This window comes from Aquabacter albus, from assembly GCF_040049275.1.
Classification (GTDB): domain Bacteria; phylum Pseudomonadota; class Alphaproteobacteria; order Rhizobiales; family Xanthobacteraceae; genus Aquabacter.
Genome location: NZ_JBDZDT010000013.1, coordinates 81,689 through 106,411 on the forward strand (window position 1 = coordinate 81,689; position 24,723 = coordinate 106,411).

General features: G+C 67.9%; 24 protein-coding genes and 1 pseudogene. 12 read left to right on the forward strand and 13 right to left on the reverse strand.

Annotated elements, in window-relative coordinates; translation table 11 throughout:
- Nucleotides 1-2 precede the first annotated feature (2 nt).
- Together ABLE91_RS26605 and ABLE91_RS26610 are read right to left on the reverse strand one after the other, a co-directional pair.
- Nucleotides 3-1,850, reverse strand: a complete 1,848-nt coding sequence (locus ABLE91_RS26605; RefSeq protein WP_348935574.1) for an ABC-F family ATP-binding cassette domain-containing protein — start codon at nucleotides 1,848-1,850, stop codon at nucleotides 3-5.
- 60 nt (nucleotides 1,851-1,910) lie between these two features.
- Complete coding sequence (locus ABLE91_RS26610) at nucleotides 1,911-3,062, reverse strand: acyltransferase family protein (RefSeq protein WP_348935575.1); 1,152 nt, start codon at nucleotides 3,060-3,062, stop codon at nucleotides 1,911-1,913.
- Between the two features lie 205 nt (nucleotides 3,063-3,267).
- On the opposite strand from ABLE91_RS26610, the gene treZ reads away from it, so the two are divergent.
- The gene (treZ, locus tag ABLE91_RS26615) at nucleotides 3,268-5,073 is read left to right on the forward strand and encodes a malto-oligosyltrehalose trehalohydrolase (protein ID WP_348935576.1); all 1,806 of its coding nucleotides are present in this window, start codon (nucleotides 3,268-3,270) and stop codon (nucleotides 5,071-5,073) included.
- A gap of 21 nt (nucleotides 5,074-5,094) precedes the next feature.
- Here treZ and ABLE91_RS26620 read toward each other — a convergent pair whose 3' ends face one another.
- Together ABLE91_RS26620 and ABLE91_RS26625 are read right to left on the reverse strand one after the other, a co-directional pair.
- Nucleotides 5,095-6,303 (reverse strand): FAD-dependent monooxygenase, encoded by a 1,209-nt coding sequence (locus ABLE91_RS26620; protein WP_348935577.1) that lies wholly within the window; start codon nucleotides 6,301-6,303, stop codon nucleotides 5,095-5,097.
- Nucleotides 6,270-6,521, reverse strand: a complete 252-nt coding sequence (locus ABLE91_RS26625; protein WP_348935578.1) for a zinc-finger domain-containing protein — start codon at nucleotides 6,519-6,521, stop codon at nucleotides 6,270-6,272. Before ABLE91_RS26625 ends, ABLE91_RS26620 begins: the two co-directional genes overlap by 34 nt.
- 194 nt (nucleotides 6,522-6,715) lie before the next feature.
- Here ABLE91_RS26625 and ABLE91_RS26630 point away from each other — a divergent pair, with 194 nt between their 5' ends.
- On the forward strand, nucleotides 6,716-7,726 hold the full coding sequence (locus ABLE91_RS26630) for a Tim44 domain-containing protein (RefSeq protein ID WP_348935579.1): 1,011 nt from the start codon (nucleotides 6,716-6,718) through the stop codon (nucleotides 7,724-7,726).
- Nucleotides 7,727-7,852: 126 nt separating this feature from the next.
- Here the strand turns inward: ABLE91_RS26630 and ABLE91_RS26635 are convergent, their stop codons facing one another.
- Nucleotides 7,853-8,506, reverse strand: a complete 654-nt coding sequence (locus ABLE91_RS26635; RefSeq protein ID WP_348935580.1) for a LysE family translocator — start codon at nucleotides 8,504-8,506, stop codon at nucleotides 7,853-7,855.
- A 214-nt stretch (nucleotides 8,507-8,720) separates the two neighbouring features.
- Here ABLE91_RS26635 and ABLE91_RS26640 point away from each other — a divergent pair, with 214 nt between their 5' ends.
- The 7 genes from ABLE91_RS26640 (at nucleotide 8,721) to pcaD (ending at nucleotide 14,682) form a co-directional block, all read left to right on the forward strand.
- On the forward strand, nucleotides 8,721-9,689 hold the full coding sequence (locus tag ABLE91_RS26640) for a lipid kinase (RefSeq protein ID WP_348935581.1): 969 nt from the start codon (nucleotides 8,721-8,723) through the stop codon (nucleotides 9,687-9,689).
- A gap of 10 nt (nucleotides 9,690-9,699) precedes the next feature.
- Complete coding sequence (locus ABLE91_RS26645) at nucleotides 9,700-10,440, forward strand: TerC family protein (protein ID WP_348935582.1); 741 nt, start codon at nucleotides 9,700-9,702, stop codon at nucleotides 10,438-10,440.
- A 278-nt stretch (nucleotides 10,441-10,718) separates the two neighbouring features.
- On the forward strand, nucleotides 10,719-11,804 hold the full coding sequence (locus ABLE91_RS26650) for a hypothetical protein (RefSeq protein WP_348935583.1): 1,086 nt from the start codon (nucleotides 10,719-10,721) through the stop codon (nucleotides 11,802-11,804).
- Between the two features lie 8 nt (nucleotides 11,805-11,812).
- Complete coding sequence (locus ABLE91_RS26655) at nucleotides 11,813-12,565, forward strand: alpha/beta fold hydrolase (RefSeq protein WP_348935584.1); 753 nt, start codon at nucleotides 11,813-11,815, stop codon at nucleotides 12,563-12,565.
- 85 nt (nucleotides 12,566-12,650) lie between these two features.
- Complete coding sequence (cysE, locus tag ABLE91_RS26660; protein WP_348935585.1) at nucleotides 12,651-13,520, forward strand: serine O-acetyltransferase; 870 nt, start codon at nucleotides 12,651-12,653, stop codon at nucleotides 13,518-13,520.
- A gap of 67 nt (nucleotides 13,521-13,587) precedes the next feature.
- Nucleotides 13,588-13,797 carry a DUF3126 family protein gene (locus tag ABLE91_RS26665; protein WP_348935586.1) on the forward strand — a complete coding sequence of 70 codons (210 nt, stop codon included), beginning with the start codon at nucleotides 13,588-13,590 and terminating at the stop codon, nucleotides 13,795-13,797.
- A gap of 108 nt (nucleotides 13,798-13,905) precedes the next feature.
- A complete protein-coding gene (gene pcaD, locus ABLE91_RS26670; protein WP_348935588.1) occupies nucleotides 13,906-14,682 on the forward strand; it encodes a 3-oxoadipate enol-lactonase in 777 nt (258 codons plus the stop codon).
- Between the two features lie 44 nt (nucleotides 14,683-14,726).
- Here the strand turns inward: pcaD and ABLE91_RS26675 are convergent, their stop codons facing one another.
- Nucleotides 14,727-15,020, reverse strand: coding sequence for a hypothetical protein (locus ABLE91_RS26675; RefSeq protein WP_348935589.1), 294 nt, complete (start codon nucleotides 15,018-15,020; stop codon nucleotides 14,727-14,729).
- A gap of 39 nt (nucleotides 15,021-15,059) precedes the next feature.
- Between ABLE91_RS26675 and ABLE91_RS26680 the strand changes: the two genes are divergently transcribed.
- On the forward strand, nucleotides 15,060-15,932 hold the full coding sequence (locus ABLE91_RS26680; RefSeq protein ID WP_348935590.1) for a cation diffusion facilitator family transporter: 873 nt from the start codon (nucleotides 15,060-15,062) through the stop codon (nucleotides 15,930-15,932).
- A 189-nt stretch (nucleotides 15,933-16,121) separates the two neighbouring features.
- On the opposite strand, the gene ABLE91_RS26685 is transcribed toward ABLE91_RS26680, so the two are convergent.
- The 6 genes from ABLE91_RS26685 to ABLE91_RS26710 form a co-directional block, all read right to left on the reverse strand.
- Complete coding sequence (locus ABLE91_RS26685; RefSeq protein ID WP_348935591.1) at nucleotides 16,122-16,355, reverse strand: formate dehydrogenase subunit delta; 234 nt, start codon at nucleotides 16,353-16,355, stop codon at nucleotides 16,122-16,124.
- Nucleotides 16,345-17,199, reverse strand: coding sequence for a formate dehydrogenase accessory sulfurtransferase FdhD (fdhD, locus tag ABLE91_RS26690; RefSeq protein WP_348935592.1), 855 nt, complete (start codon nucleotides 17,197-17,199; stop codon nucleotides 16,345-16,347). The genes ABLE91_RS26685 and fdhD overlap by 11 nt, the downstream gene beginning before the upstream one ends.
- A 255-nt stretch (nucleotides 17,200-17,454) precedes the next feature.
- Nucleotides 17,455-20,292: a formate dehydrogenase subunit alpha gene (gene fdhF, locus ABLE91_RS26695; RefSeq protein WP_348935593.1), complete on the reverse strand. Its 2,838-nt coding sequence runs from the start codon at nucleotides 20,290-20,292 to the stop codon at nucleotides 17,455-17,457.
- A 10-nt stretch (nucleotides 20,293-20,302) separates the two neighbouring features.
- Nucleotides 20,303-21,865 (reverse strand): formate dehydrogenase beta subunit, encoded by a 1,563-nt coding sequence (locus ABLE91_RS26700; protein WP_348935594.1) that lies wholly within the window; start codon nucleotides 21,863-21,865, stop codon nucleotides 20,303-20,305.
- The gene (locus ABLE91_RS26705) at nucleotides 21,862-22,341 is read right to left on the reverse strand and encodes a formate dehydrogenase subunit gamma (RefSeq protein ID WP_348935595.1); all 480 of its coding nucleotides are present in this window, start codon (nucleotides 22,339-22,341) and stop codon (nucleotides 21,862-21,864) included. The genes ABLE91_RS26700 and ABLE91_RS26705 overlap by 4 nt, the downstream gene beginning before the upstream one ends.
- 250 nt (nucleotides 22,342-22,591) lie before the next feature.
- On the reverse strand, nucleotides 22,592-23,524 hold the full coding sequence (locus ABLE91_RS26710; RefSeq protein ID WP_348935596.1) for a LysR family transcriptional regulator: 933 nt from the start codon (nucleotides 23,522-23,524) through the stop codon (nucleotides 22,592-22,594).
- 227 nt (nucleotides 23,525-23,751) lie between these two features.
- Here ABLE91_RS26710 and ABLE91_RS26715 point away from each other — a divergent pair, with 227 nt between their 5' ends.
- Together ABLE91_RS26715 and ABLE91_RS26720 are read left to right on the forward strand one after the other, a co-directional pair.
- Nucleotides 23,752-23,901: a hypothetical protein gene (locus ABLE91_RS26715; protein ID WP_348935597.1), complete on the forward strand. Its 150-nt coding sequence runs from the start codon at nucleotides 23,752-23,754 to the stop codon at nucleotides 23,899-23,901.
- Between the two features lie 24 nt (nucleotides 23,902-23,925).
- On the forward strand, nucleotides 23,926-24,600 hold the full coding sequence (locus tag ABLE91_RS26720; RefSeq protein ID WP_348935598.1) for a DUF2865 domain-containing protein: 675 nt from the start codon (nucleotides 23,926-23,928) through the stop codon (nucleotides 24,598-24,600).
- Nucleotides 24,601-24,609: 9 nt separating this feature from the next.
- On the opposite strand, the pseudogene ABLE91_RS26725 reads toward ABLE91_RS26720, so the two are convergent.
- Nucleotides 24,610-24,723, reverse strand: a pseudogene (locus tag ABLE91_RS26725) (IS5/IS1182 family transposase); the annotation flags it as partial.

The window sequence follows — 24,723 nt, forward strand, 5'->3', positions numbered from 1 at the left end:
GCCTACCCCGCCGCTTCCACCGCGCTGCTCGCCTCCAGCCACTCCTCTTCCAGCCGGGCCAGCGTTTCCACCGCCTCGTCGCGCTGCTTGTTCAGGCGGGCGCCGTCGGCGGGGAACTTGGCGATCTTCGGGTCGGCGAGGCGCTTGTCGATGGCGGCGATGTCCTTCTCCAGCTTCGCAACCTGCGCTTCGATCTCCATCAGCCGCTTGCGGTGCGGATCGAGCGCGGCGCGCTCGTCCTTCCGGCTCTCGGTGTCCTTGCGGCCGTCGCCGGTCATGCTGCCCGAACGGCTCAGCACCTCGCGGCGATACTGGTCGAGGTCGCCGTCATAGGGCTTCACCGTGCCGCCGCCCACCATCCACAGCCGGTCCACGCAGGCTTCCAGCAGATGCCGGTCGTGCGAGACCAGGATGACGGCGCCGGGAAAGTCGTTGATGCCGGTGATCAGCGCCTCGCGCGACTGGATGTCGAGATGGTTGGTCGGCTCGTCGAGGATCAGCAGATGCGGGCCGTTGAAGGCCGCAAGGCCGAGCAGCAGGCGCGCCTTCTCGCCGCCCGAGAGGGATGAGACCTTGGTATCCGCCGACTGGCCGGAAAAGCCCATCTCCGCCGCCCGTGCGCGCACCTTCGCCTCGGGGGCGTCGGGCATCAGCTTGCGCACATGCTGGGCGGGGCTGTCGCCGGGCACCAGCTCGTCCAATTGGTGCTGGGCGAGATAGGCGACTTCCAGCTTGTCGGCGCGCACGACGTTGCCGCGCTGCGGCTTCAGCCGGTCGGCCAGCAGCTTGGCGAAGGTGGATTTGCCGTTGCCGTTGGGGCCGAGCAGCGCGATGCGGTCGTCCTCGTCGATGCGCAGATCGAGGTTCCTGAGGATCGGCTTGTCTTCCACATAGCCCACATCCACCCGGTCCAGCACCACGATGGGCGGGGAGAGCAGCTTCTCCGGATGGCGGATGGAGATGGAGGCGCTGTGCTCGCCCACCTCGGGCGTGATGGGCTCCAGCCTGGCCAGCGCCTTGATGCGGGACTGCGCCTGCTTCGCCTTCGTCGCGCTCGCGCGGAAGCGGGCCACGAAGGCTTCCATGTGGGCGCGCTGGGCTTCCTGCTTCTTGCGGTGCTTCTGGTCCAGCAGAAGCTTCTCGCGGCGCTGCCGGTCGAACGAGGTGAAGCCGCCGCGATAGATGGCGAGCTTGCCGTTGAAGAAATGCAGGATGTGGTCGACGGACGTGTCCAGGAGGTCGCGGTCATGGCTGATGAGGATGACCGTGCGCGGATAGTTCGCGAGGTAGTCCTGAAGCCAGAGCGTGCCTTCGAGGTCGAGATAGTTCGTGGGCTCGTCCAGCATCAGGAGGTCCGGCTCGGTGAAGAGCAGGGCCGCGAGCGCGACGCGCATGCGCCAGCCGCCGGAGAATTCCGAGCAGGCGCGCGCCTGCGCCGCCTCGTCGAAGCCGAGGCCGGCAAGGATGCGGGCGGCGCGGGAGGGGGCCGAATGGGCATCGATGTCCACGAGGCGCATCTCGATCTCGCCGATGCGCATGGGGTCGGTGACCGTCTCGCGCTCCACGAGAAGCGCGGCGCGCTCCTCGTCCGCCGCCAGCACGCGTTCCAGAAGGCTGTCCGGGCCGGCGGGGGCTTCCTGGGCCACGCGGCCGATGCGGGCGCGGTTCGGCAGGCGCACGGAGCCGCTTTCCAGCTCCAGCTCGCCCATGATGGCTTTGAACAGGGTGGTCTTGCCGGCGCCGTTGCGCCCGACCACGCCCACGCGCGCACCCTCGGGGATGGCCACCGAGGCGTGATCCAAAAGCAGGCGCCCCGCAATGCGGAGCGAGATATCGTCGAGAACGATCATGATGGCGCCTTCTCGCAGGCGCGAAGGCGAAGGGCAAGGGTTTGCGTGCCCTGCGGCACCTCAAAGAGCCGCGAGCCGCGCCCTCCCGCGGGTACGCACGGCCTTCAGCACCGCCAGGACCGGCCGCTCCACCACCACCAGGAACACCACTGCCAAAGCAAGAGTGCCGAGGCAGACGAGGGCGAAAAGCCCCGCCAGCGCAAGGGGTGAGAGCGGGCCGAAGGCCACGAACGCCCAGGCGGCCGGGGCGACGACGAGCGGGACATGCACCAGATAGATGGGAAAGGACAGTTCGCCGAGCCGCTGCGCCACCGGGTGCTCGAAGACGCGGCGGACCTGCGGGGTGATCAGCATGGCGACCATGAAGAGGAGGGCGCCCGCCTCCCGAAGGCCGTCATCGCCGAGATAGGATTGCAGCGTTGCCCAAAGGCCGGGCCCAGCCGCATGGCCGGGAAAGCTTCCGCCCAGGATGAGCCCCGCCAAGCACAGGAGGGCGCCGATGACGGGGCTGTCTTTCAGGCGGTGGCGCAACTCATAGATCAGTGCGCCGCCGCAGAAGGCGCAGAGATAGAACTGGCCGGCGGTGGCGAAACCCACCAGGCCCAGCGCCATCACCGGCGCGCGGACCCGGCCTTTGAGCACAGCATAGGAGCCGTAGATGAGCAGCGAGCCCAGGAGTTCAGCGCGCATGGTCCAGAGCGGGTTGTTGAAGCGGGTCGTGCCTTCGAGGAACGTGCCGATGCCGCCTTCCCACAGCGCCTGCGAGAAGGGCGGGATGGGCGCCTGATAGGTCCAGCGGAACCACGGGCTGCCGCTGATGGCCTGCGCCTCGCGCGCCGCGTCGGGGAAGCTGGAGAGCCACGCCCAGGCGAGGGCGGAGGAGATGAGCGCAGGCACGGCGAGCCGGACATAGCGCAGGCCGATCATCAGCGGCGCCTCGCGCAGGGAGCGCGGCGCCGATGCGGCCAGCACGAAACCGCTCAGCGCGAAGAAGACCGCCACCGCAAAATAGCCGTTCCACAGCACCGCCACCGGCAGATCGAACAGGCCGAAACCCTCGCGGCCTTTGGCGAAGGGCACCGGATGGAATGCATAGAAGAAATGAAACGCCACCACCGCGCAGGCCGCGACGCCGCGCAGGCCGTCCAGGCACGCGACGCGGGTGCCGGCTGGAATGTGGGCCGGTGCGGCGGCGGATGCGGGAGACGGCATGAAAATCCTGGAGGTGCGGGATGGCCGAACCTCTTAGCCGGCATCCAGATCGGCAGGATAGGCCATGGCCAAGCTCAGGGGCAATACGGGCCGGCCACCGGCGGAACCGGCCGTTCCGTCACCGGGTTCAAGCCGTGAAGATTGAAGCCGCATTCGGTTTCAGCACGGATTGTCCAGGGCGATGGCCGCATTCATGACACCTGAGATGTTGCGTCAGAGTGGGCGCGCGCCCGCCTCCCGCCATGCCATGCCGTTCGGGGCGCAGATGACGCCGGAGGGCGTGCGCTTCGGCCTCTACGCGCCGGCGCAGTCGCGGGTAAAGCTGCACGTGGACGGCCTTGTCAGGGAGATGGAGGCGCTGCCCGAAGGCTGGCACCGCGCCCTCGTTCCGGTACCGGCCGGCACGCGCTATCGCTTCGAGCTGGAGGACGGCCTCATCGTGCCGGACCCCGCCTCGCGCTACCAGCCGGAGGATTGCCACGGCCCTTCCGAAGTGGTGGACCCCGCCCGCTACCAATGGCACGACGCGGACTGGCGGGGGCGGCCCTGGCACGAGGCCATCCTCTACGAATTGCACGTGGGCGCCTTCACCCCCGAAGGCACGTTCCGGGCCGCCATCGACCGGCTGGACGATCTGGTGGAGCTGGGCATCACCGCCATCGAGCTGATGCCCGTGGCGGATTTTCCGGGGCCGCGAAACTGGGGCTATGACGGCGTGCTGCTCTATGCGCCCGATTCATCCTATGGCCCGCCGGACGACCTGAAGGCGCTGGTGGATGCCGCCCACAGGCGCGGGCTCATGGTGCTGCTGGACGTGGTCTACAACCACTTCGGCCCGGAGGGGAATTATCTCGGCGCCTATGCGCCCTCCTTCTTCACCGACCGATACGAGACCCCCTGGGGCGCCGCCATCAATTATGACGGACCGGGCAGCCGGGCGGTGCGCGATTTCATGATCCACAACGCGCTCTATTGGATCGAGGAATTCCATATGGACGGCCTGCGCCTCGACGCGGTGCACGCCATCCATGACGACAGCGCGGAGGATCTCCTGTCCGAACTGTCCCGCCGCGTGCGCGACGCCCATCCCGACCGGCACGTCCATCTGGTGCTGGAGAATGAGGAGAACGACGCGCGCCGGCTCGTCCCCGGCGCCCGCGGTGGCTTCACGGCGCAGTGGAACGATGATGTCCATCACGGCCTGCATGTGGCGGTGACGGGGGAGGGGGACGGCTATTATGCCGACTACCGCGCCGATCCCGGCCTTCTGGCCCGCGCCCTCGCGGAGGGCTTCGCCTTCCAGGGCGAGGTGATGGCCTATCGCGGCGCTCCGCGCGGAGAGCCGAGCGGCACGCTGCCGCCCACCGCCTTCGTCGCCTTCCTCCAGAACCACGACCAGGTGGGCAACCGCGCCTTCGGCGAGCGCATCACCGCTTTGGCGCCGCGCGAGGCGGTGCGGGCGGCAGCGGCGATCTATCTGCTCTCACCTCAGGTACCCATGCTGTTCATGGGCGAGGAATGGGCGAGCGCGCAGCCCTTTCCCTTCTTCTGCGGCTTCACCGGCGACCTCGCCAACGCCGTGCGCGAAGGCCGCCGCGCCGAGTTCGCCCGCTTCCCCGCCTTTGCCGATCCGGCGGTGCGCGCGCGCATTCCCGACCCGGTGGCCGAGACCACCTTCCTCTCCGCCAAGCTCGACTGGGCGGCACGGGAGGACGAGGACAAGAAGGACTGGCTCGCCTGGTACCGCGCGGTGCTGCGGGTGCGGCGCGAGCACATCTGGCCGCTGGCGGGCACTGTCAGACGGGGCGGGACTTTCCGGACTGCGGGCAAGGCGGGGATGGAAGTGGACTGGTTCGACGGCAAGACACCCGTTCTGTCCCTCAGGGCCAATCTGGGGGCGGACGAGGTGGGCGGTCTGTCGATGCCGGAGGGGGCGGTGATCTGGGCCGAAGGCGAGATTGAGGGCGGGCGCGCGGGGGCGTGGTCGGTGCGGTGGATTTTGCGAGCGTGATCCGGGGAAATTGAGGGGGCCTCAGCCCCCATACAGCCATTCATAGCGCTCCAGCAGCCGGTTACCCGTCAGGCCGATGAAGGCGTCGCGCGCTAGCCGGGCGGGGCCGGAGAGGTGGTAGATGGCGCCGGACGTACGGGCCTCGCGCTGGATGCGCGCGGTGCGCGGGCGCCGTGCCGCCTCATAGGCGCGTAATGCCGCCTCGGCGGAGGGGCCTTGCGCCAGCGCGGCGGCCAGCGCCGCCGCGTCCTCGATGGCCTGGGCCGCGCCCTGGGCCAGGAAGGGCAGCATGGCATGCGCTGCATCGCCCAGGAGCGTGGCACGTCCCGCACCCCAGCGGGGCAGGGGATCGAGGTCGTAAAGGCCCCAGCAGCGGAATTCCGGCGCGCCGGCGAGCAGCGCCTGCACCTCCTCCGCCCACATGGCAAAGGCGGCATGGACGGCAGAGGCCTCGCCCGGCTCGCTCCAGCGGGTCACCGGACGGTCGGCCTTCACTACGGCTACGATGTTGACAGTGGCGCCGCCCCTGACCGGATAGGTGACGAGATGGGCCTCGGGCCCCAGATAAAGCCGCACCGCCGGCCGCCCTTCGGCGATGGCGGGAATGGTCGCTCGATAGGCGACACGCCCGGCGAAGACGGGGGCAGCGGAGCCGCCGAGCTGGGCGCGCACCGTGGAGCGCACACCGTCCGCCCCGATCAGGATGTCTGCCTGGATGGGCAAGGCTTCGCCGTCCCGGTTCGCAACCGCCACCGCCACGCCGTCTGAGGCTTCCATGCCCTCCAGCCGCGCGCCCATTTCGAAGGTACAGTCGAGGGCGCGCGCGGCCTCGGCCAGCACGCGGTGCAGATCTGCCCGGTGGGCGACGAGGAAGGGCGCGCCGAGCCGCACTGCGGCCGGCCCATAAGGACAGCTTGCGATGATGCGGCCGGAATGGCCGTCGCGGATCTCAAGCGCCTCGGGCGCGATGGCGTTTTCTTCCAGCGTGGGCAGCACGCCGAGATCGCGCAGCACGCGCGTCGCATTGGGGCTGAGCTGAAGGCCCGCGCCCACTTCCTCGAACGCGGGAGCCTGCTCGACGATGGAGACCGACAGTCCCGCGCGGCGCAACGCCACGGCACAGGCGAGACCGCCAATGCCGCCGCCGACGATCACCGCGCTGGATGCGACCCCGTGTTTCGGGTGCGCCGGCACGATCAGGCCGCGACCGGCCGCTCCTGCCACACGCATCCCTCGGGCTTCGCCTCGGCTGCCTTCAGCGCGGGATTATGCCGGTAGAGCGTGGAGCAATAGGAGCAGACGATTTCCGTGTCGTTGCCCATGTCGAGAAAAATATGCGGGTGGTCGAAGGGCGGGGTGGCGCCGATGCACATGAATTCGTGCGCGCCCACCTCGATCACCGGGACGCCGAGGTCGTTGCAGAAATGAGGGATTCCCGTGGCTGCCATGTCTGCCTCGTCGCTCCGGTCGGGCGTTGCGGTGTCGGGCGGACTTTAGCGCTTCGCCTCGCCGGGCGGAAGGCGTGCCCAAAGGTCCCGCTTCAAAAAGGCACCCTCTTACAAAAACCTCCGTTCACCCCCATATTCCATCGGACTGCCGTAAGGGCAGGTTGGGAGGAAGCGGTCAGCTTCTTGAGGGTGACATGAAGATTTTCAAGCGTTTTCCGGCATTTATGGGTGTGCTCCTTCTGGGCGCGGCCATGACGGTCGCAGCGGTGGGTGAGGCTGATGCGCGCAAGGGCGGCGGCTTCGGCAGCCGTGGCACGCGCACCTATACGGCTCCGCCTTCCACTTCCACGGCGCCTTCGGCGGCGCAGCCCATCCAGCGCTCCGCAACGCCGGCCCCCGGCCCGCAGACCACCGCCAACACGGCCAATGCGGCCCGCGGCGGCCTGTTCGGCGGCGGCCTCGGCGGTTCGCTGCTGCGCGGCCTCGCCATCGGCGGCCTTGTCGGCCTGCTCCTGGGCGGCGGCTTCGGCGGCATGGCGGGCTTCCTCGGCCTGCTGCTCCAGGTGGGCCTGATCGCGCTCGTCGCCATGCTGGCGTTCCGCTTCTTTGCCGCGCGGCGCCAGCCGACCCCGGCGGGTGCGGGCGCGCCCTATGGCATGAACCGGGATTCAATGTTCGGGGGCGGCGCTGAGCCGCAGCCCCAGCCGGGGCGCAGCGCCCTCGGCGGCATGGGTGGAAGCGGCATGGGCGGAATGGGCAAGCCTGCCTACCAGCCGGCGCCCAATCGCCGGGTGAAGGATGAGATCGGCATCGGCGCGAAGGACTTCGACACGTTCGAGGCACGGCTCGCCGAGGTTCAGGACGCCTATTCCCGCGAGGATCGCGACGCGCTGCGCCGCCTTGCCACGCCGGAAGTGTTCTCCGTCCTCACCGAGGAACTGGACCGGAACACGGCCCACGGCGTGCGCAACGAGGTGCGCGACGTGAAGCTGCTCCAGGGCGACCTCGCCGAATCCTGGCGCGAGGGCAATACGGAGTATGCGACGGTGGCCCTGCGCTACCAGATGCGCGACATCATGCGCGACCGGGCGACCGGCGCCCTGACATCGCACGGCACCGAGGCTCTGGAGGAGACCACCGAGGTGTGGACCTTCACCCGCCCGCGCGGCGGGGAGTGGACGCTCTCGGCCATCCAGGACGTCTGATCCGCCAGAACCGTCATGGCCGGGCTCCACCCAGCCCTCCCCCGCAAGCGGGAGAGGGGGCGCGCTGCACCCACGGCAGGAGATCCCTCCGGTCGGGTCCGGGGGGATGACCTTTTTCAATGACCCTCAAGGATTGGAGCGGGCCGCCAAGGTGGCGAGGCCCGCGCCCACCAGCAGCGTGCCGCCGGCCCGGTTGAACCAGGCGATGATGCGCGGCCGCCCGAGGCTCCGGCGTGCGCCGGACGCCACCAGCGCGTAGCCGCAGGCATTCGCGAAGGCGAGCACCAGGAAGGTCGCCTCGAACACCAGCATCTGCGGCAGGATCGGGCTGCTCCGGTCCAGGAACTGGGGCAGGAAGGCCACGAAGAAGGTGATGCCCTTCGGGTTCAGCGCCGTCACCAGCCAAGCATGGCCCAGCATGCGCACCGCCGAGACCGGCGTGGTGCGCGGTTCCGCGGACAGGCTTCCGCCCGCGCGGAACAGCTTCACCCCCAGCCAGATGAGATAGGCCGCGCCCGCCCATTTCAGCGCGGTGAACAGGGTGGCGGAGGCCATCAGCAGCGCGCCGACGCCGAGCATGGAGAGCGTCATGGCCGTGAAGTCGCCCAAAGCGACGCCGATGGCGATGGGCAGCGCCGCCCGCCAACCCTGGCCGAGGGCATAGGACACCACCAGCAACACGGTCGGCCCGGGTATCACCAGCAGCACGGCGGAGGCGGCGGTGAAGGCAGCCCAGGTTTCGAGGCTGAGCATCCCGAAGTCCAAGCTCTCGAGCATCATTGGCGATCCTCCCTTGCAGGCCGATCAATCCCCAGCCCCGCAGCCATGTCCACCCGCAGGACCTTATGCGACAATGCGCCTCACGGGGGCGGGGTGGGCGTCGGGGGTTGCCAGTCTTACCTATCGCTCAGCACTCCGGGCCCCTCTGGCGCGGCCAGCAAGCTGGCGCGTGATGTCGGACATGCTCCGACATTCAATGCCGGTGAGGGGTTCCGTGACCGATCAGTTTGCCCACCCTGTCGTTCGATTGCGCCGCGCCGTGTTCGTGGTGAACCCCCGCGCGCGCCAGGGCGATGCCTCCGTCGATGCCGCGCGGGCCGTGCTGGAGGCCGGCGGTATCACGCTGCTGGACCAGCCGCTCTCGGGCGACGAGAGCCTGTCCGACATGATCCGCCGCCGGGCGGGCGAATGCGATCTCGTCATCATCGGCGGGGGCGACGGCACCTTGAACAGCGCCGCGCCCGGCCTCTACGACACCGGCGTCCCCTTGGGCGTGCTGCCGCTAGGCACCGCCAATGATTTCGCTCGCACCCTCGGCATCCCCGCCGATCCGCTCGCCGCCGCGCGCCTCATCGCCGATGGAGAGCCGCGCCATGTGGATCTGGGCGAGGTGAACGGCCATCCCTTTCTCAACGTCGCCAGCATCGGCTTCTCCGCGGACCTTGCCCGCGCGCTGAACGCCGAGGCGAAGAAGCGCTGGGGCAAGCTCGGTTATGCCATCGTTGCGGCGCGGCTGCTGGCCCAGTCGCGCCTGTTCACTGCCTATATCGAGCATGACGGCACCATCGAGACGGTGCGCACCCTCCAGGCCTCCGTGGGCAATGGCCGCCATTACGGGGGCGGCATGACCGTCTCGCAGGACGCCACGGCGGACGACGGGACGCTGGATTTCTACAGCCTCGAAGTGGACCATTGGTGGAAGCTGCTGCTGCTCCTGCCCAGCCTGCGCGAAGGCACGCAGGGCCGCTGGAGCGATGTGCGCACCTTCCGCACCACCCAAGTGGTCATCCGCACCCGCAAGCCCCGCCCGGTGAATACGGACGGCGAGCTCACCACCTGGACGCCGGCCCATTTCTCCATCCGCCCCGCCGCGCTGCGGGTCTATGCGCCGCCGACCCCGCCGGGGGATCTCTTGTCTTCCCGCCGTTTCCTTCCCCGCCAACCCCTTTCCCGACAGGATTGAAGAGCGAAAAATGGACTATCTGCTGCAGCTCGCGAGCGACCCCGCTGCCTGGGTGGCCCTGATCACGCTGATCGCCATGGAAGTGGTGCTCGGCATCGACAACCTCATCTTCATCTCCATCCTCACCAACAAGCTGCCCGAGGCGCAGCGCTCGCGCGGCCGGCGCATCGGCATCTCGCTGGCGCTGATCCTGCGTCTCGGCCTGCTGGGCACGGTGGCGATCATCGTGCAGCTCACCCAGCCGATCTTCTCGGTGTTCGGCCACGCCTTCTCCTGGCGCGACATCATCCTCATCGCCGGCGGCCTGTTCCTGGTGTGGAAGGCCACGAAGGAGATCCACCACAATGTGGATCACGATGAGGAAGGCGACATGTTCGAGAGCGGCAAGGCCACCATCGCCTTCGGCGCCGCCATCGTGCAGATCCTGATGCTGGACCTCGTCTTCTCCATCGACAGCATCATCACCGCCGTGGGCATGACCGACCACATCCCCATCATGATCATCGCCGTTCTGGTGGCGGTGAGCGTGATGATGCTCGCCGCCGATCCGCTGGCGCGCTTCATCGAGGCGAACCCCACCGTGGTGATGCTGGCGCTGGGCTTCCTCATCATGATCGGCATGACCTTGATGGCCGAAGGCTTCGGCTTCCACGTGCCCAAGGGCTATGTCTATGCCGCCATGGGCTTCTCGGCGGCCGTCGAGGGGCTGAACATGCTGGTGCGGCGGCGGAAGAAGAAGCCCGCGCACTGAGGGGGGTTGCCAGGCATGCCCCGCCGATCCGCATCAGCGGGGCATGCCTCTAGGAGAGCCGTCATGCCCGGGCTTGACCCGGGCATCCACGCCTCTCCCTTAAGCCGCACCTAGCGGAACCGCGTGGATGGCCGGGTCAAGCCCGGCCATGACGATTTCCGGCTTCATTCTCTGCTCATCTTCGCCCGTCGCGTGACCGCGGGAACCCCAGCCCCCGCCCACGCTTGATGAATGAAGGCTCGACGCCAATCGGCCGCATTCATCGGGGGTGTCACGGCATGGCACGTATCATCGCCTTCCTCCTCCTGGCGGGCAGCCTCGCGGGCCTTGCGCCCTGGGCGCTCCCGGCGGCGCGGGACGGCGTGCGGCTGGTGATGGGCAGGAATGATCCCGCAACCCTCGCCGATCTCGCACTGAAGGCCCGCACACCGGCGCAGACCGAGGCGGATATCGCCTCCGCGCTGGCGGCTGACGATCCCGATCTTGCCGCGTCCACGCTGGAATGGGCGGACGCACGGGGCTTTGCCATCTCGCCCGAGCAGCGCGCGAAGGTGGCGGCCGCCCGCACCGACGCGGCCCTGGCGCTGCATGCCGCCCGCAAGTTCAGCCGGGGCTTCGTCACCGGCGCCCCCGACGACCTGCCGGGCCTTGCCGGCGCTGCGGCGGGCGACCTCACCGCCTGGGGCGATCTGCGCGATGCTGCCGGAGAAGGGTGGAAATACGCCCATGGCGAAGAGGTGGACCCTCTGGTGCTCGGCCTTTCCGCCACCGGCCTCGCCCTCACCGCCGGCACTTATGCGACCCTTGGCGGGGGCGTTCCCGCCCGCATGGGCATCAGCCTGGTGAAGGCGGCGAAGCGCACCGGCAAGCTCTCCGCTCCGTTCGCCGCCTATCTCACCCATCTCGTGCGCGACAGCGTGGACCTTTCCGCCCTGCGGCGGGCCGGCGGCACGCTGGATGCCGCCGCCCTGAAGGGCGTGGTGCGGCCCCAGGGCGTGGCCCGCGTGGCGCGTCTCATGGACGATCTCGGCACGGTCCAGGCGAAGGCCGGTACCCGCGCGGCGTTCGAGGGGCTTGCGCTGGTGGAGAACGGCAATGACGTCTCCCGCCTTGCCCGGCTCTCCGAGAAGAAAGGCGGGCAGACGCTTTTCATCCTGCGCGCGGCGGGGCGCGGCGCGCTGATGGTGACGGGCGCGGTGTTGTCCTTCCTCTGGTGGGGCTTTGGCGCGCTGTTCTGGGTGGTCGGCCTCATCTCGGCTTTCAACGGCCTGTGCGTTTCGCTGGTGCGCCCGCTCTGGCGCCGCAAGCGCCGCGCTTCCCTCTCGCCCCGAGCCGAATTAGGGTCCGCCGCGCATAAGACCTAGAGGATGCGATGCCGACCTTCTCCTCCGACGGACTGGACCTTGCCTATGTGGAGGAGGGGCAGGGCGATCCGATCCTTTTGATCCACGGCTTCGCCTCCACCAAGGAGGTGAACTGGATCAACACGTCCTGGTTCAAGACGCTGACGGGGGACGGCCGGCGCGTCATCGCCTTCGACCATCGCGGCCATGGCGGCTCGGCAAAGCTCTACGACCCCAACCAGTACGACACCCGCCTCATGGCCAAGGATGCGCTGCGCCTGCTGGAGCATCTGCGCCTCCAGCGCGCCGACATCATGGGCTATTCAATGGGCGCCCGCGTCACCGCCCAGATGGCGCTGCTTTATCCCGAGGCCGTGCGCTCGGCCATCATGGGCGGGCTCGGCATCCATCTGGTGGACAGCATAGGCCTGCCCACCTCCATCGCGGAGGCCCTCGAGGCGCCAAGCCTTGACGACGTGACCGACCCCATGGGCCGCATGTTCCGTGCCTTCAGCGACGCCAACAAGGCGGACCTCAAGGCGCTCGCCGCCTGCATCCGCGGCTCGCGCCAGATCCTGACGCGCGAGCAGGTGGGGGAAATCCGCGTGCCTGCGCTGGTCGCCGTGGGCACCCGCGATACCATCGCAGGCGATCCCCACGCACTTGCCGCCTTGCTGCCGAAGGGCGAGGCGCTGGACATCCCGAACCGGGACCACAACCCCGCCGTGGGCGACAAGGTGTTCAAGCAGGCAGTGCTGGAGTTCCTGGCCCGCAGGCCGTGAAGGGCCGCCCCGCGTCCGCCGGGGTGCGCCCATGCCTCCGGCTGTGCTAGAAGTGTGGCGAAAACGATCCATTCGGGAGGCAGGAATGCCCCAATCCCTGTTCCAGACGCCGGTTCCGGCCGTCGCGAAAGTGTCGAACGAGCGTTGGCACGACGTGGTGGACCCGGTCTGGGCGCGCCTGCGCAACGAGGCCGACGAGGCGTCCGGCAAGGAGCCGCTGCTGGCGGGCTTCTTCATCGGCGCCGTGCTCGGCCATAACAGCCTGGAAGGTGTGATCGGCGCCCGCATCGCCGCGCGGCTCGACCATGCGGAAATGCCCGGCTCCATCATCCGCGCCGCCTATCACGAGGCGGTGGCGGGTGACCGGTCCATCTCCCAGGCGGTGCGCGCCGACATCATGGCCGTGGTGGACCGCGACCCCGCCGCCACCCGCACGCTCGAGCCCGTGCTCTATTTCAAGGGTTTCCACGCGCTCCAGACTCATCGCCTCGCCCATTGGCTGTGGACGCAGGGGCAGCGGGACTTCGCCCTCTATCTCCAGAGCCGCGCCTCCTCCGTGTTCGACGTGGACATCCACCCGGCGGTGCCCGTGGGCCGGGGGATCTTCCTCGACCACGCCACCGGCATCGTCGTCGGCGCGACCGCGGTAATCGAGGATGACGTGTCCATCCTCCAGGGTGTGACCCTGGGGGGCACCGGCAAGGAAACCGGCGACCGGCACCCCAAGATCCGCCGCGGCGTGCTGATCGGCGCGGGGGCCAAGATCCTCGGCAATATCGAGGTGGGTCATTGCGCCCGCATCGCCGCCGGCTCCGTGGTGCTGAAGCCTGTGCCGCACAACACCACGGTCGCCGGCGTGCCCGCCAAGGTGGTGGGCGAGGCGGGCTGCGCCGAGCCGGCGCGGGCCATGGACCAAATGTTCGACGACCATATCTTCGCCGGCGCCGATATCTGACACGCGGGAGCATCCCGCATTCGTGGCCGCGGTCTCGCGGCCATTCGTACCCCTGGAGGACTGACGTTTGGAAAAGACCGAGCTGGAACGCGTGCAGCGCTATCTTCGCACCTTGTTCGGCAACCCGCAGATCAAGGTGACCGCGCGGCCGAAGAAGAAGGATTCCGCCGAGGTCTATCTCGGGGACGAGTTCATCGGCGTCCTGTTCAAGGACGATGAGGACGGCGACCTGTCCTACAATTTCCAGATGGCCATCCTGGACGCCGATCTGGACTGAGCACATCGCTCCCCGGCGCGCCCGGGGAGCGTTTCGACCCCGGCGCTCTCTTCCCTCGCGCCGCGGCTGGGGCTAGATCGGGAATACAGAATACCCCGAGGTTTCCCCGTGTCCTTCCTCAACTTTTCCGGCGAGCGCTTCCGCATCGCCCTCAACGGCGCGGAGACGGCGCCGCCTCTGGTGCTGGCCCATTCGCTCGGCACGTCGCTGGAGATGTGGGACAGTGTGGTCCCGGCGCTCTCGCGCCACTTCCGCGTGATCCGCTACGACGCGCGCGGCCACGGCCAGAGCGCCGCGCCGGACGCGGTCTATTCCATGGGCGATCTCGGCCGCGACCTCATCAATATCCTGGATGCGCTGAATATCCCCGCAGCACATCTGTGCGGCCTCTCCTTGGGGGGCATGGTGGGCCAGTGGATGGCGCTCAACGCGCCGCAGCGCCTGAAGCGCATGGTCATCGCCAACACCACCGCCCATGCCGGCCCGCCGCGTTTGTGGGAAGGGCGCATCAAGCATATCCGCCGCGCCGGCACCGCCTCGGTGGCCGATGCGGTGATCGACAGCTGGTTCACGCCGGAGTTCCGCGCAGCGCAGCCGGAAAAGGTGGCGCCGGTGCGCCAGATGATCGTGGACACGCCGGCCTCGGGCTATATGGGCACGAGCTGCGCCATGCGGGACATGGATTTCCGCGCTGCGCTGGCGCACGTCGCCGTCCCCGCCATGGTGATCATCGGCGCCCGCGACCGCTCCACCCCGCCGGAATGGGGCGAACTGATCGCAAAGCACATTCCCGGCGCCCGGCGCGAGGTGCTGGACTGCGCCCACATGTCGTCCATCGAGATGCCGGAAGCTTTCGCGGGCCTGGTTGAAGGCTTTCTGAAGTGAGCGCTTTCCCTTGAAAACGACACCGCAGTGACACCGAATGGTGTTTACTGGGCAGCAGTATTTGAGGTGAGTGGGGAAGGACCATGGCCGGCGACACCAGCAGAACGGGGCACGGGGCGCACGACCATGCCGGTCACGATCATGGTGAGCATGACCACGACCATGCGGGCCATGGGGAGGAGCATGCCGGCCACAAGCATGGCACCCACGCTGCGGAGGCCTATAAGGGGCATTCCCACGAAAAGCATGCCCCGGAAAAGCAAGCCCACGAAGGCCACGATCACGAAGACCATGACCACGAGGCCCATGCCGGCCATTCCCATGGCGGGCACTCCCATGGGGGCCATTCGCACGCGGGGCACGATCATGCCCATGCCATGCCGAAATCCCTGCGCGCCTTCGCCATCGGCGCCTCGGTCAATTTCGGCTTCGTGATCATCGAGGCCGTCTTCGGCTTCCTCTCCGGCTCGCTCTCCCTGCTCGCCGATGCGGGCCACAATCTGTCCGACGTGCTCGGCCTGCTCCTGGCCTGGGCGGCCGCGTGGCTGTCGACCCGGCCGCCCACCGCCAAGCGCACCTTCGGCTTCGGCCGCTCCTCCATCCTGGCCGCGCTGGCGAACGCCATCATTTTGCTGCTGGGCACCGGCGGCATCATCGTCGAGGCCGTCTCGCGCCTGTCCGATCCCCAGCCCGTGGAAACCGGCATCGTGATGATCGTGGCGCTCATCGGCATCGGCGTGAATTTCGGCACGGCCCTCCTCTTCATGGCGGACCGCAAGAGCGACCTGAATGTGCGCGGCGCCTTCGTGCATCTGGTGGCGGACGCGGCGGTGTCCCTGGGCGTTGTGATCGCGGCGGCCGTCATCGCCTTCACCGGCTGGCTGTGGCTCGACCCGCTGGTCAGCCTCGCCATTGCCGCCGCCATCATCCTCGGCACCTGGGGCCTGTTCCGCGACAGCGTGGACATGGCCATGGATGCGGTGCCCGCGGGCATCGACCGGGCGGATGTGGAGGCCTATCTCTCCAAGCGCCCGGGCGTCACCGAAGTGCATGATCTGCACATCTGGGCGCTCTCCACCACCGAGAATGCGCTGACCGCCCATCTGGTGCGACCCGGCGCGGCGCTCGACGACGCTTTCCTGGCTGAGACCTGCGCGGGGCTGAAGGAGAAGTTCCAGATCGGCCATGCGGCGATCCAGGTGGAGGCGGGCGAACTGCCCTGCGCCCTCGCGCCGGCCCATGTGGTGTGAGGGGAAGCGGCCGCGGCCCCTGACGATTGCGGCTGAGCTTAATCCTCTCCACCGTCATGCCCGGACTTGACCCGGGCATCCACGGGGCGCTGCAAGTGCAGGCTTAAGGGATAAATGTGGATTCCCGGATCAAGTCCGGCGATGACGGCTGTACTTAGGCCGCGCCGCCCACGCGAAGGCCGGCGAAACTCACGCCGCCTTGACCGGCTTCAGTCCGTCCAGCGCTTCCCTAGCGATGGGCGAGAGGCCCTCTCCGCCATGGGCGATATGATCGGCGATGCCGGCCCGCATGCGCGGGTCCCAGAACTTCTGGATATGGTCCCGCGTGCCCGCCACCGCCGCCTCATAGGGCTGGCTGGAGAAGAAGGTCGCGATCTGGTTCGCCATATAGACGAGGCGGTCGTTGGTGGTCTTATGCGACATGGGCCTGCCGTGAGGATTTGCCCGGCGCGATGCGGCGGGGATGGGTGAAGACTTCGAAGCCGTCGGAACGCACGATGGCGGCGAGGGTGATGCTGGCGGCGTCCGCCGTGCGGATGGCGAGCGAGGTGGGCGCGGAGACGGCGGCGATCACGCCCACCCCCAGCACCGCCGCCTTCTGCACCATCTCGATGGAGACGCGGCTGGTGAGGAGCAGCAGGCCGCGCGCGGGCTGGGCGTCGAGCACCACCACCTTGCCCACCAATTTATCGAGGGCATTGTGGCGGCCCACATCCTCGCACACCGCCAAAAGCCCGCGCCCCGGCTCGAAATAGCCGGCGGCATGGACCGCGCGGGTCTCGTGGTTCAGCGCCTGGGCCGGGCCGAGAAGGGCCATGGCCTCCAGCAGCGCCTCGGGGGTGAAGACGGCGTCGGACGTCACCTGCGCGGCCGGCCGGATGGCCTCTGCAAGGCTCTCCACCCCGCACAGGCCGCAGCCGGTGGGGCCGGCCAGATGCCGGCGGCGGGCGGAGAGATGTTTCATCTTCTCCTCCGCGATCCACATGCGGGCCTCGATGCCCTCCTCCACCGCGATCACGTCCAGGCCGAGGAGGTCAGCGGGGGAGGCGATGATGCCTTCGGTCAGCGAGAAGCCCAGCGCGAAATCGGCGATGTCGAGGGGCGTCGCCATCATCACGGCCTGGGTGGTGCCGTTATAGGTGAGCGCCACCGGAGTCTCCTCCGGCACCGCCCGTTCCCCGCGCGCGGTCACGCCTTCGCGCCACGCATCGCGGGCAATCCGGCGGACGGGATCGGGGAAATCGGGGATGATGAAATCGTCAGGCATGATGGGCACCGCGCAAGGCCGATGCCTTCAAGGTTGTGTGGATTGGTGTGAAGTTCAAGCGGGCGGTCGCCGCAGGGGCGCACCACCATTCCCTCTCCCGCTTGCGGGGGAGGGTTAGGGAGGGGGCACTCAAGCAGAGCACAGCTGCGAAATTCGAAGGGGGCGCACCATTTCCCTCTCCCCAGCCCTCCCCCGCAAGCGGGAGAGGGAGCGCGGTGCGCAAACCGGAGAGGGCAGACATCGAAGCCGACCCGCTCACTCCGCCGCTTCGGCGATGCGGCGGCTTTCGCGGGAGAGCTTCTCATACTCTTCCTGCCACTCGGACGGCCCGTTGGAGGGGGCCACCTGCACGGCGGTCACCTTGTATTCGGGGCAGTTGGTGGCCCAGTCGGAGAAGTCAGTGGTCACCACGTTCGCCTGGGTCACCGGGTGGTGGAAGGTGGTGTAGACGACGCCCGTGGGCATGCGCTCGCTGATCACCGCGCGCAGCGAGGTGGAGCCGGCGCGGCTGTCGAGGCGCACGAAATCGCCGTCGCGGATGCCGCGGTTCTCGGCATCGTGCGGGTGGATCTCCAGCACGTCTTCCGCATGCCACGCCACGTTTGCGGTGCGCCGGGTCTGGGCGCCCACATTGTAGTGGGAGAGGATGCGGCCCGTGGTCAGCAGCAGCGGGAAGCGCGGGCCGGTCCGCTCGTCCGTGGGCACGTATTCGGTGAGGATGAACTTGCCCTTGCCGCGCACGAAGCCGTCAATGTGCATGATCGGGGTGCCTTCCGGCGCCGCATCGTTGCACGGCCACTGCACCGAGCCGACCTCGTCCAGCTTCGTGTAGGACACGCCCTTGAAGGTGGGGGTGAGGCGGGCGATCTCGTCCATGATCTCGCTTGGATGGGCATAGTCCATCTCGTAGCCGAGGGCCTTGGCGAGCATCATCGTGACTTCCCAGTCCGAATAGCCGTTCTTCGGCGCCATCACCTTGCGCACGCGCTGGATGCGGCGTTCCGCATTGGTGAAGGTGCCGTCCTTCTCCAGGAACGAGCAGCCCGGCAGGAAGACGTGGGCGTAATTGGCGGTCTCGTTCAGGAACAGGTCCTGCACCACGAGGCATTCCAGGGCGCCGAGGCCGGCGGAGACGTGCCGCGTGTCGGGGTCGGACTGGAGGATGTCCTCACCCTGCACGTACATGCCCTTGAAGGTGCCGTCGACGGCCGCATCGAACATATTGGGGATGCGCAGGCCCGGCTCGTCGTCCAGCGTCACGCCCCACAGGGCCTCGAAGGAGGCGCGGGTGGCGTCGTCGGAGATGTGGCGGTAGCCCGGCAGCTCGTGGGGGAACGAGCCCATGTCGCACGAGCCCTGCACGTTGTTCTGGCCGCGCAGCGGGTTCACGCCCACGCCCTTGCGGCCGATATTGCCGGTGGCCATGGCGAGGTTGGCGATGGCCATCACCGTGGTCGAGCCCTGGGAATGCTCGGTGACGCCCAGGCCGTAATAGATGGCGCCGTTGCCGCCGGTGGCATAGAGCCGGGCCGCGCCGCGCACCAGCGCCGGGTCAACGCCCGTGAGCTTGGCGATGGCTTCGGGGCTGTGACGCTCCTCGGCGACGAAGGCGGCCCATTCCTGGAATTCCGCCCAGTCGCAGCGCTCGCGCACGAAGGCCTCGTCCACGAGGCCTTCGGTGACGATCACATGGGCCAAAGCGGTGACGATGGCGACGTTGGTGCCCGGCCGGAGCGGCAGGTGGAAGGACGCCTCCACATGGGGGGTGCGCACGAGGTCGATCTTGCGGGGATCCACCACGATGAGTTTGGCGCCCTCGCGCAGGCGCTTCTTCATGCGCGAGCCGAAGACCGGGTGGCCGTCGGTGGGGTTGGCGCCGATCACCAGGATGATGTCGCTGTCTTCGACCGAATCGAAGTCCTGCGTGCCCGCCGAGGTGCCGTAGGTCTGGGAGAGGCCGTAGCCCGTGGGCGAGTGGCAGACACGGGCGCAGGTGTCCACGTTGTTGTTGCCGAAGGCGCCGCGGATCAGCTTCTGGACGAGGTAGGTCTCCTCGTTGGTGCAACGCGAGGAGGTGATGCCGCCCACCGAGCGGCGGCCATACTTCGCCTGGATGCGCTTGAACTCGGAGGCGGCGTAATTGATCGCCTCCTCATAGCTCACTTCCTTCCACGGCTCGTGGATGGAGGAGCGGATCATGGGCTTCAGGATACGGTCCGAATGGGTCGCATATCCATAGGCGAACCGGCCCTTCACGCAGCTATGGCCGCGGTTCGCCTTGCCGTCCTTGTAGGGGACCATGCGCACCAGCTCGTCGCCGCGCATCTCCGCCTTGAAGGTGCAGCCGACGCCGCAATAGGCGCAGGTGGTGACCAGCGAGTGCTCGGGCGTGCCGATCTCGAACATCGCCTTCTCGTTCAGCGTCGCGGTGGGGCAGGCCTGCACGCAGGCGCCGCAGGAGACGCATTCCGAATTGAGGAAGGGCTCGTCCATGCCCGGCGAGACGCGCGAGCCGAAGCCGCGGCCGGAAATGGTCAGCGCGAAGGTGCCCTGCACCTCTTCGCAGGCGCGGACGCAGCGATTGCAGACGATGCACTTCGACTGCTCATAGGTGAAGTAGGGGTTGGATTCGTCCTTGCCCAGCTTCGTGTGGTTCTCGCCCTCATAGCCGTAGCGCACTTCGCGCAGGCCGACGACGCCGGCCATGTCCTGAAGCTCGCAATCGCCATTGGCGGAGCAGGTCAGGCAGTCCAGCGGGTGGTCGGAGATGTAGAGCTCCATCACCCCCTTGCGGATCTGCTTCAGCCGCTCGGTCTGGGTCTTCACCACCATGCCCTCGCCCACCGGCGTGGTGCAGGAGGCCGGCGTGCCGTTGCGCCCCTCGATCTCGATGAGGCAGAGACGGCAGGAGCCGAAGGCGTCCAGCATGTCGGTGGCGCAGAGCTTGGGGATCTGGTTCCCGATCTCCATGGCCGCGCGCATGATGGAGGTGCCTTCCGGCACCTGCACCTTCATCCCGTCGATGACGAGGGAAACCAGCTTCTCCGACTTGGAGAGGGGCGTGCCGTAGTCGATTTCGTGGACGAGGGACACAGGGCGTCTCCTATTCGGCGGCCACGGGCAGCTTCGGCGCGGCGCCGAAGTCTTCCGGGAAATGGGTGAGGGCGCTGATGACCGGGTAGGGCGTGAAGCCGCCGAGCGCGCAGAGCGAACCGAGCTTCATGGTCTGACAAAGGTCGGTGAGGATGGCGAGGTTCGCCTCGCGCCGCTCGCCGGCCATGATCTTGTCGAGGGTTTCCACGCCGCGCGTGGAGCCGATGCGGCAGGGGGTGCACTTGCCGCAGCTCTCGTGGGAGCAGAACTCCATGGCGAAGCGCGCCATGTGGGCCATGTCCACGGTGTCGTCGAACACGACGATGCCGCCATGGCCGATGAGCGCGTCCTTGGCCGCAAACGCTTCATAGTCGAACGGCGTATCGAACTGGTGCACCGGCATATAAGCGCCGAGCGGTCCGCCCGCCTGAACCGCGCGCACCGGGCGCCCGGAGGCCGTGCCGCCGCCGATCTCGTTCACCAGTTCGCCCAGCGAAATGCCGAAGGCGGTCTCGAACAGGCCGCCATACTTGATGTTGCCGGCGAGCTGAACGGGCATGGTGCCGCGCGAGCGGCCCATGCCGAAATCCTTGTAGAAGGCGCCGCCCTTGTCGAGGATGACGGGCACGGTGGCCAGCGAGATCAAATTGTTGATGACGGTGGGCTTGCCGAACAGGCCCTTCAGCGCCGGCAGCGGGGGCTTGGCGCGCACCACGCCGCGCTTGCCTTCCAGGCTGTCGAGAAGGGCCGTCTCCTCGCCGCACACATAGGCGCCCGCGCCCATGCGCATTTCCATGTCGAAGGCGTAGCCGGAGCCGGCGACGTTATCGCCCAGGAGACCCGCCTTGCGGGCGATCTCGATGGCCTTCTCCATGACGATCAGGGAGAGGGGATATTCCGAGCGGCAGTAGACATAGCCCTTGGTGGCGCCCACCGCGATGCCGGCGATGGTCATGCCCTCGATCAGGCAGAAGGGGTCCGCCTCCATGATCAGGCGGTCGGCGAAGGTGCCGCTGTCGCCCTCGTCCGCATTGCAGACGATGTATCTCTGGTCGGCCTTCGTGCCGGCGACGGTGCGCCACTTGATGCCGGTCGGGAAGCCTGCGCCGCCACGGCCGCGCAGGCCGCTCTGGAACACTTCTTCCACGATGGCGGACGGGCCGATCTCGATGGCCTTGGCGAGCCCCTTGTATCCGTCATGGGCCTTGTAGTCGGCCAGCGACAGGGGATCGATGATGCCGCAACGCGCGAAGGTGAGGCGGGTCTGCTTCTTGAGGTAGGGGATTTCCTCCACCAGCCCCACGGAAAGCGGATGGTCCTTGCCCTCCAGCAGGCCGGCATCCAGCAGGCTCTCCACGTCGGAAGGCTTCACCGGGCCGTAGCCGACACGGCCGGCGGGGGTCTCCACCTCCAAAAGGGGCTCCAGCCAGAACAGGCCGCGCGAGCCGTTGCGGACGATGTCCACCTGAAGGCCGCGCGCGGTGAGCGCATCGGCCAGCTTCAGGGCGACGCGGTCGGCGCCACAGGCGACGGCGGTGGCGTCGTTGGGGACGAAGATGCGGGCGGGGCTCATCGATTGGTCTCCGCAACGAGCTCGTCGATGGTCTCGCGGTCGAGACGGCCCACGAGCCGGCCGTCGATCATGGCCGAGGGCGCGCAGGCGCACAGGCCGAGGCAGTAGATGGGCTCCAGCGTCACCCGGCCGTCCGGCGAGGTCTCGCCCATCTCGATGCCGAGGCGCTCCTCGGCATATTCGGCGAGCTGGGTCGAGCCCATGGACTGGCACGCCTCGGCGGCGCAGAGCTTGATGACATGTCGGCCCGGCGGCTCACGGCGGAAGTCGTGATAGAAGGTGACGACGCCATAGACCTCGGCGCGCGAGAGGTTGAGACTCTCGGCGATCATGGGAACGACCGGATCGGGGACAAAGCCGAAAGCTTCCTGGATGGCGTGCAGGATCGGCATGGTGGCGCCCGCCATCTCACGGTGCGACGCTATGATCTGTGAAGCGCGCTCTGCGCTCCATGGCTCGTACCCTGCAACCGGCATTCTTCACTTCCCATAGGGCAGCGTGACGCTGCGCTTTTTGTGATGATTACAAGGAGTGTGGCATACCAATCGTTCTAATCAAGCGAGCTGTGGGATGTTGCGATAGAACATCTCTATCGTTCCGCAGCCCTGATTGACGGCGCGCAAAGGGTTGGCCGCCTGCCAGACTGCGGCATTCGGGGCTTCCAGAGCTAAAACTGATTGCTTTCGTCTATCCGGCGCCGGCAAAACGGCGCCGCGCTAAGGCTGCCTAAGGTTGCAGTGCAGCAAGAGCCGGGTCCTTGTCCGTCAGGCTCTCCAGCCGGGGCGCGATGCGCCGGGCCTCCGCGACAAGGGCGGCGGTGATGGGGGTGGTGGGCTCCCGATGAGGAACCACAAGGCCAATGGAATGGGTGATCTCGGGATCGACGATGGGGATGGACCGCACGATGGAGGTCAGCCCCAGCGAATCCGCCAGCATGGCCGGCATCACGCTCGCCCAGTGGCCGGTGCGCACATGGGTGAACAGCACGATCATGGAATTGGATTCGAGCGTCGGCTTGGGCGGCCCGCCCGCGGCGGAGAGCAGCCCGTCAATGATGCGCCGGTTCTGCATGTCTGGGGTGAGAAGGCAGAGCGGCAGCTCGGCGATCTCGGCCCAGGTGACTTCCGGGCGGTCGCCATATTTGGAGTTGGGCGAGGTCACCAGCCGGTAGCGCTCGCGATAGAGCGGCACGGTGTTCACCCGGCCGAGGGGCTCGTTGTCGAGATAGGTCAGGCCCGCATCGATCTCCAGGTTTTCCAGATGGTTCAGGATCTCGATGGAGGTGCGGGAGATCACGGTGAAGCGCACATCCGGGTGGCGCGCGCGGAACGGGGTGGTCAGCGCCGCCACCATGGGCAAAGCGGTGGGGATGGCGGCGATGCGCAAGGGGCCGGCGAGGCCGCGTTTGAGCGCATCGATGTCCTGCCGCATGGCGCGAGAGTCGGCGACGATGCGGCGCGCCCATTCCAGCGTGCGCTCGCCCTCGGGGGTGAAGCCCATGAAGCGGGAACCGCGCTGGACCAAAAGCACGCCCAGCGTGTCCTCCAGCTGCTTGATGCCCGCGGAAAGGGTCGGCTGCGTCACACCGCACGCCTCGCCCGCCCGGCCGAAATGGCGCTCGCGGGCAAGGGCGATCAGATATTCAAGCTTGTCGATCATCCGGTGCGGTCAATCTGCCTTAGGCGTATGCGGCCCTGCCCGTGGGCGCGCCAGCTTGCCCGATCTGAGGGGCGTTTCAAGCACATGCTCGTGAAGTGGTGGGATTGGCGCCCTCCTACCACTTTTGGTGCTGGAACTGAAATCGCGGAAACAGAGTTAGCGGAGGGTTTCCAGGCGCCATGGGGGCACTGGTTCAAAAGAGGGTTCCGGGTTCGGAGGAGGGTGACATGGCACTTGCGCGCGCCTTCGTGATCATTTCGTTGCTGGCGGTCATTTCGTCGGCTTCAGCGTCGCTTCTCGCCCCGCATTCGTCCGCCGGACCGGACCAGCCGCCGCCGAAGCCCGAGCGCTATTACGGCCCAAGCGCGTTCGCCTGAGGTTTCGGCTCATGGGAGGTATCCGTGCGGCACGCAGCACGATCCACCGTCATGGTGCTGGCCCTGAGCCTCACCGTGGCGGGACCCGCCGCCGCGCAGGGTCCGGGCGACTTCTTCGCCGCCTTGTTCGGAGGCTTCCTTCGGCCGAAACCTCCGCCGGCCATGATGATTCTGCCCGGCATGCCGCCGGACAGCGTGCCGGGGAGCGATGAGACGTCGCGCGGGTCCGGCCGGGGCGTGGCCTATTGCGTGCGCATGTGCGACGGGCGCTATTTCCCGCTGAGTAACACGTCGGAATGGGGTGCGCAGACCCAGTGCGCCGCCTTGTGCCCCAAGGCCGAGACCCAGGTCTTCCGCGGCGGGTCCAGCATCGACTATGCGACGAGCGAAAGCGGGCGCTCCTACAGTGCGATCCCCAACGCCTATCTCTACCGCACCAAGCTGGACGCCGCGTGCACCTGCACTGGGAGCGGACCTCTGGGCGTTGCCTCCATTCCCATCAAGGACGACCCCACGCTGCGCCGTGGCGATGTGGTGATGACGCCCGAGGGTGCCCGCATCTTCGATGCGAAATCCTCCTCCCCGCCCCATCAGGACAGCGCCTTCGTGCCGGTCGATAAGGCCTCGCGCCTGGCGAAGGACATGAGGCAGCGCATCGAGGATTTGAGAATTGCGGGCCGCGGCGGGCCGGCGGACTAGGGTCGGGACTCAATCGCACCAGAATGCAATGACGGCGGCAATGTAGGCACCTGCGAGGTAGTTGGCGGCAAGCTTGTCGTATCGGGTAGCAATGCGTCGCCAGTCCTTGAGCCGACACCAGAG

Coding starts and splice junctions, on each gene's coding strand:
- ABLE91_RS26605 (WP_348935574.1), bottom strand. CDS start 1,850: ATGATCGTTCTCGACGATATCTCGCTCCGCATTGCGGGGCGCCTGCTT.
- ABLE91_RS26610 (WP_348935575.1), bottom strand. CDS start 3,062: ATGCCGTCTCCCGCATCCGCCGCCGCACCGGCCCACATTCCAGCCGGC.
- treZ (WP_348935576.1), top strand. CDS start 3,268: ATGTTGCGTCAGAGTGGGCGCGCGCCCGCCTCCCGCCATGCCATGCCG.
- ABLE91_RS26620 (WP_348935577.1), bottom strand. CDS start 6,303: ATGCGTGTGGCAGGAGCGGCCGGTCGCGGCCTGATCGTGCCGGCGCAC.
- ABLE91_RS26625 (WP_348935578.1), bottom strand. CDS start 6,521: ATGGCAGCCACGGGAATCCCTCATTTCTGCAACGACCTCGGCGTCCCG.
- ABLE91_RS26630 (WP_348935579.1), top strand. CDS start 6,716: ATGAAGATTTTCAAGCGTTTTCCGGCATTTATGGGTGTGCTCCTTCTG.
- ABLE91_RS26635 (WP_348935580.1), bottom strand. CDS start 8,506: ATGATGCTCGAGAGCTTGGACTTCGGGATGCTCAGCCTCGAAACCTGG.
- ABLE91_RS26645 (WP_348935582.1), top strand. CDS start 9,700: ATGGACTATCTGCTGCAGCTCGCGAGCGACCCCGCTGCCTGGGTGGCC.
- ABLE91_RS26650 (WP_348935583.1), top strand. CDS start 10,719: ATGGCACGTATCATCGCCTTCCTCCTCCTGGCGGGCAGCCTCGCGGGC.
- ABLE91_RS26655 (WP_348935584.1), top strand. CDS start 11,813: ATGCCGACCTTCTCCTCCGACGGACTGGACCTTGCCTATGTGGAGGAG.
- cysE (WP_348935585.1), top strand. CDS start 12,651: ATGCCCCAATCCCTGTTCCAGACGCCGGTTCCGGCCGTCGCGAAAGTG.
- ABLE91_RS26675 (WP_348935589.1), bottom strand. CDS start 15,020: ATGGGAGTGCCCGCCATGGGAATGGCCGGCATGGGCCTCGTGGTCATG.
- ABLE91_RS26680 (WP_348935590.1), top strand. CDS start 15,060: ATGCCGAAATCCCTGCGCGCCTTCGCCATCGGCGCCTCGGTCAATTTC.
- ABLE91_RS26685 (WP_348935591.1), bottom strand. CDS start 16,355: ATGTCGCATAAGACCACCAACGACCGCCTCGTCTATATGGCGAACCAG.
- fdhD (WP_348935592.1), bottom strand. CDS start 17,199: ATGCCTGACGATTTCATCATCCCCGATTTCCCCGATCCCGTCCGCCGG.
- ABLE91_RS26700 (WP_348935594.1), bottom strand. CDS start 21,865: ATGAGCCCCGCCCGCATCTTCGTCCCCAACGACGCCACCGCCGTCGCC.
- ABLE91_RS26705 (WP_348935595.1), bottom strand. CDS start 22,341: ATGCCGGTTGCAGGGTACGAGCCATGGAGCGCAGAGCGCGCTTCACAG.
- ABLE91_RS26710 (WP_348935596.1), bottom strand. CDS start 23,524: ATGATCGACAAGCTTGAATATCTGATCGCCCTTGCCCGCGAGCGCCAT.
- ABLE91_RS26715 (WP_348935597.1), top strand. CDS start 23,752: ATGGCACTTGCGCGCGCCTTCGTGATCATTTCGTTGCTGGCGGTCATT.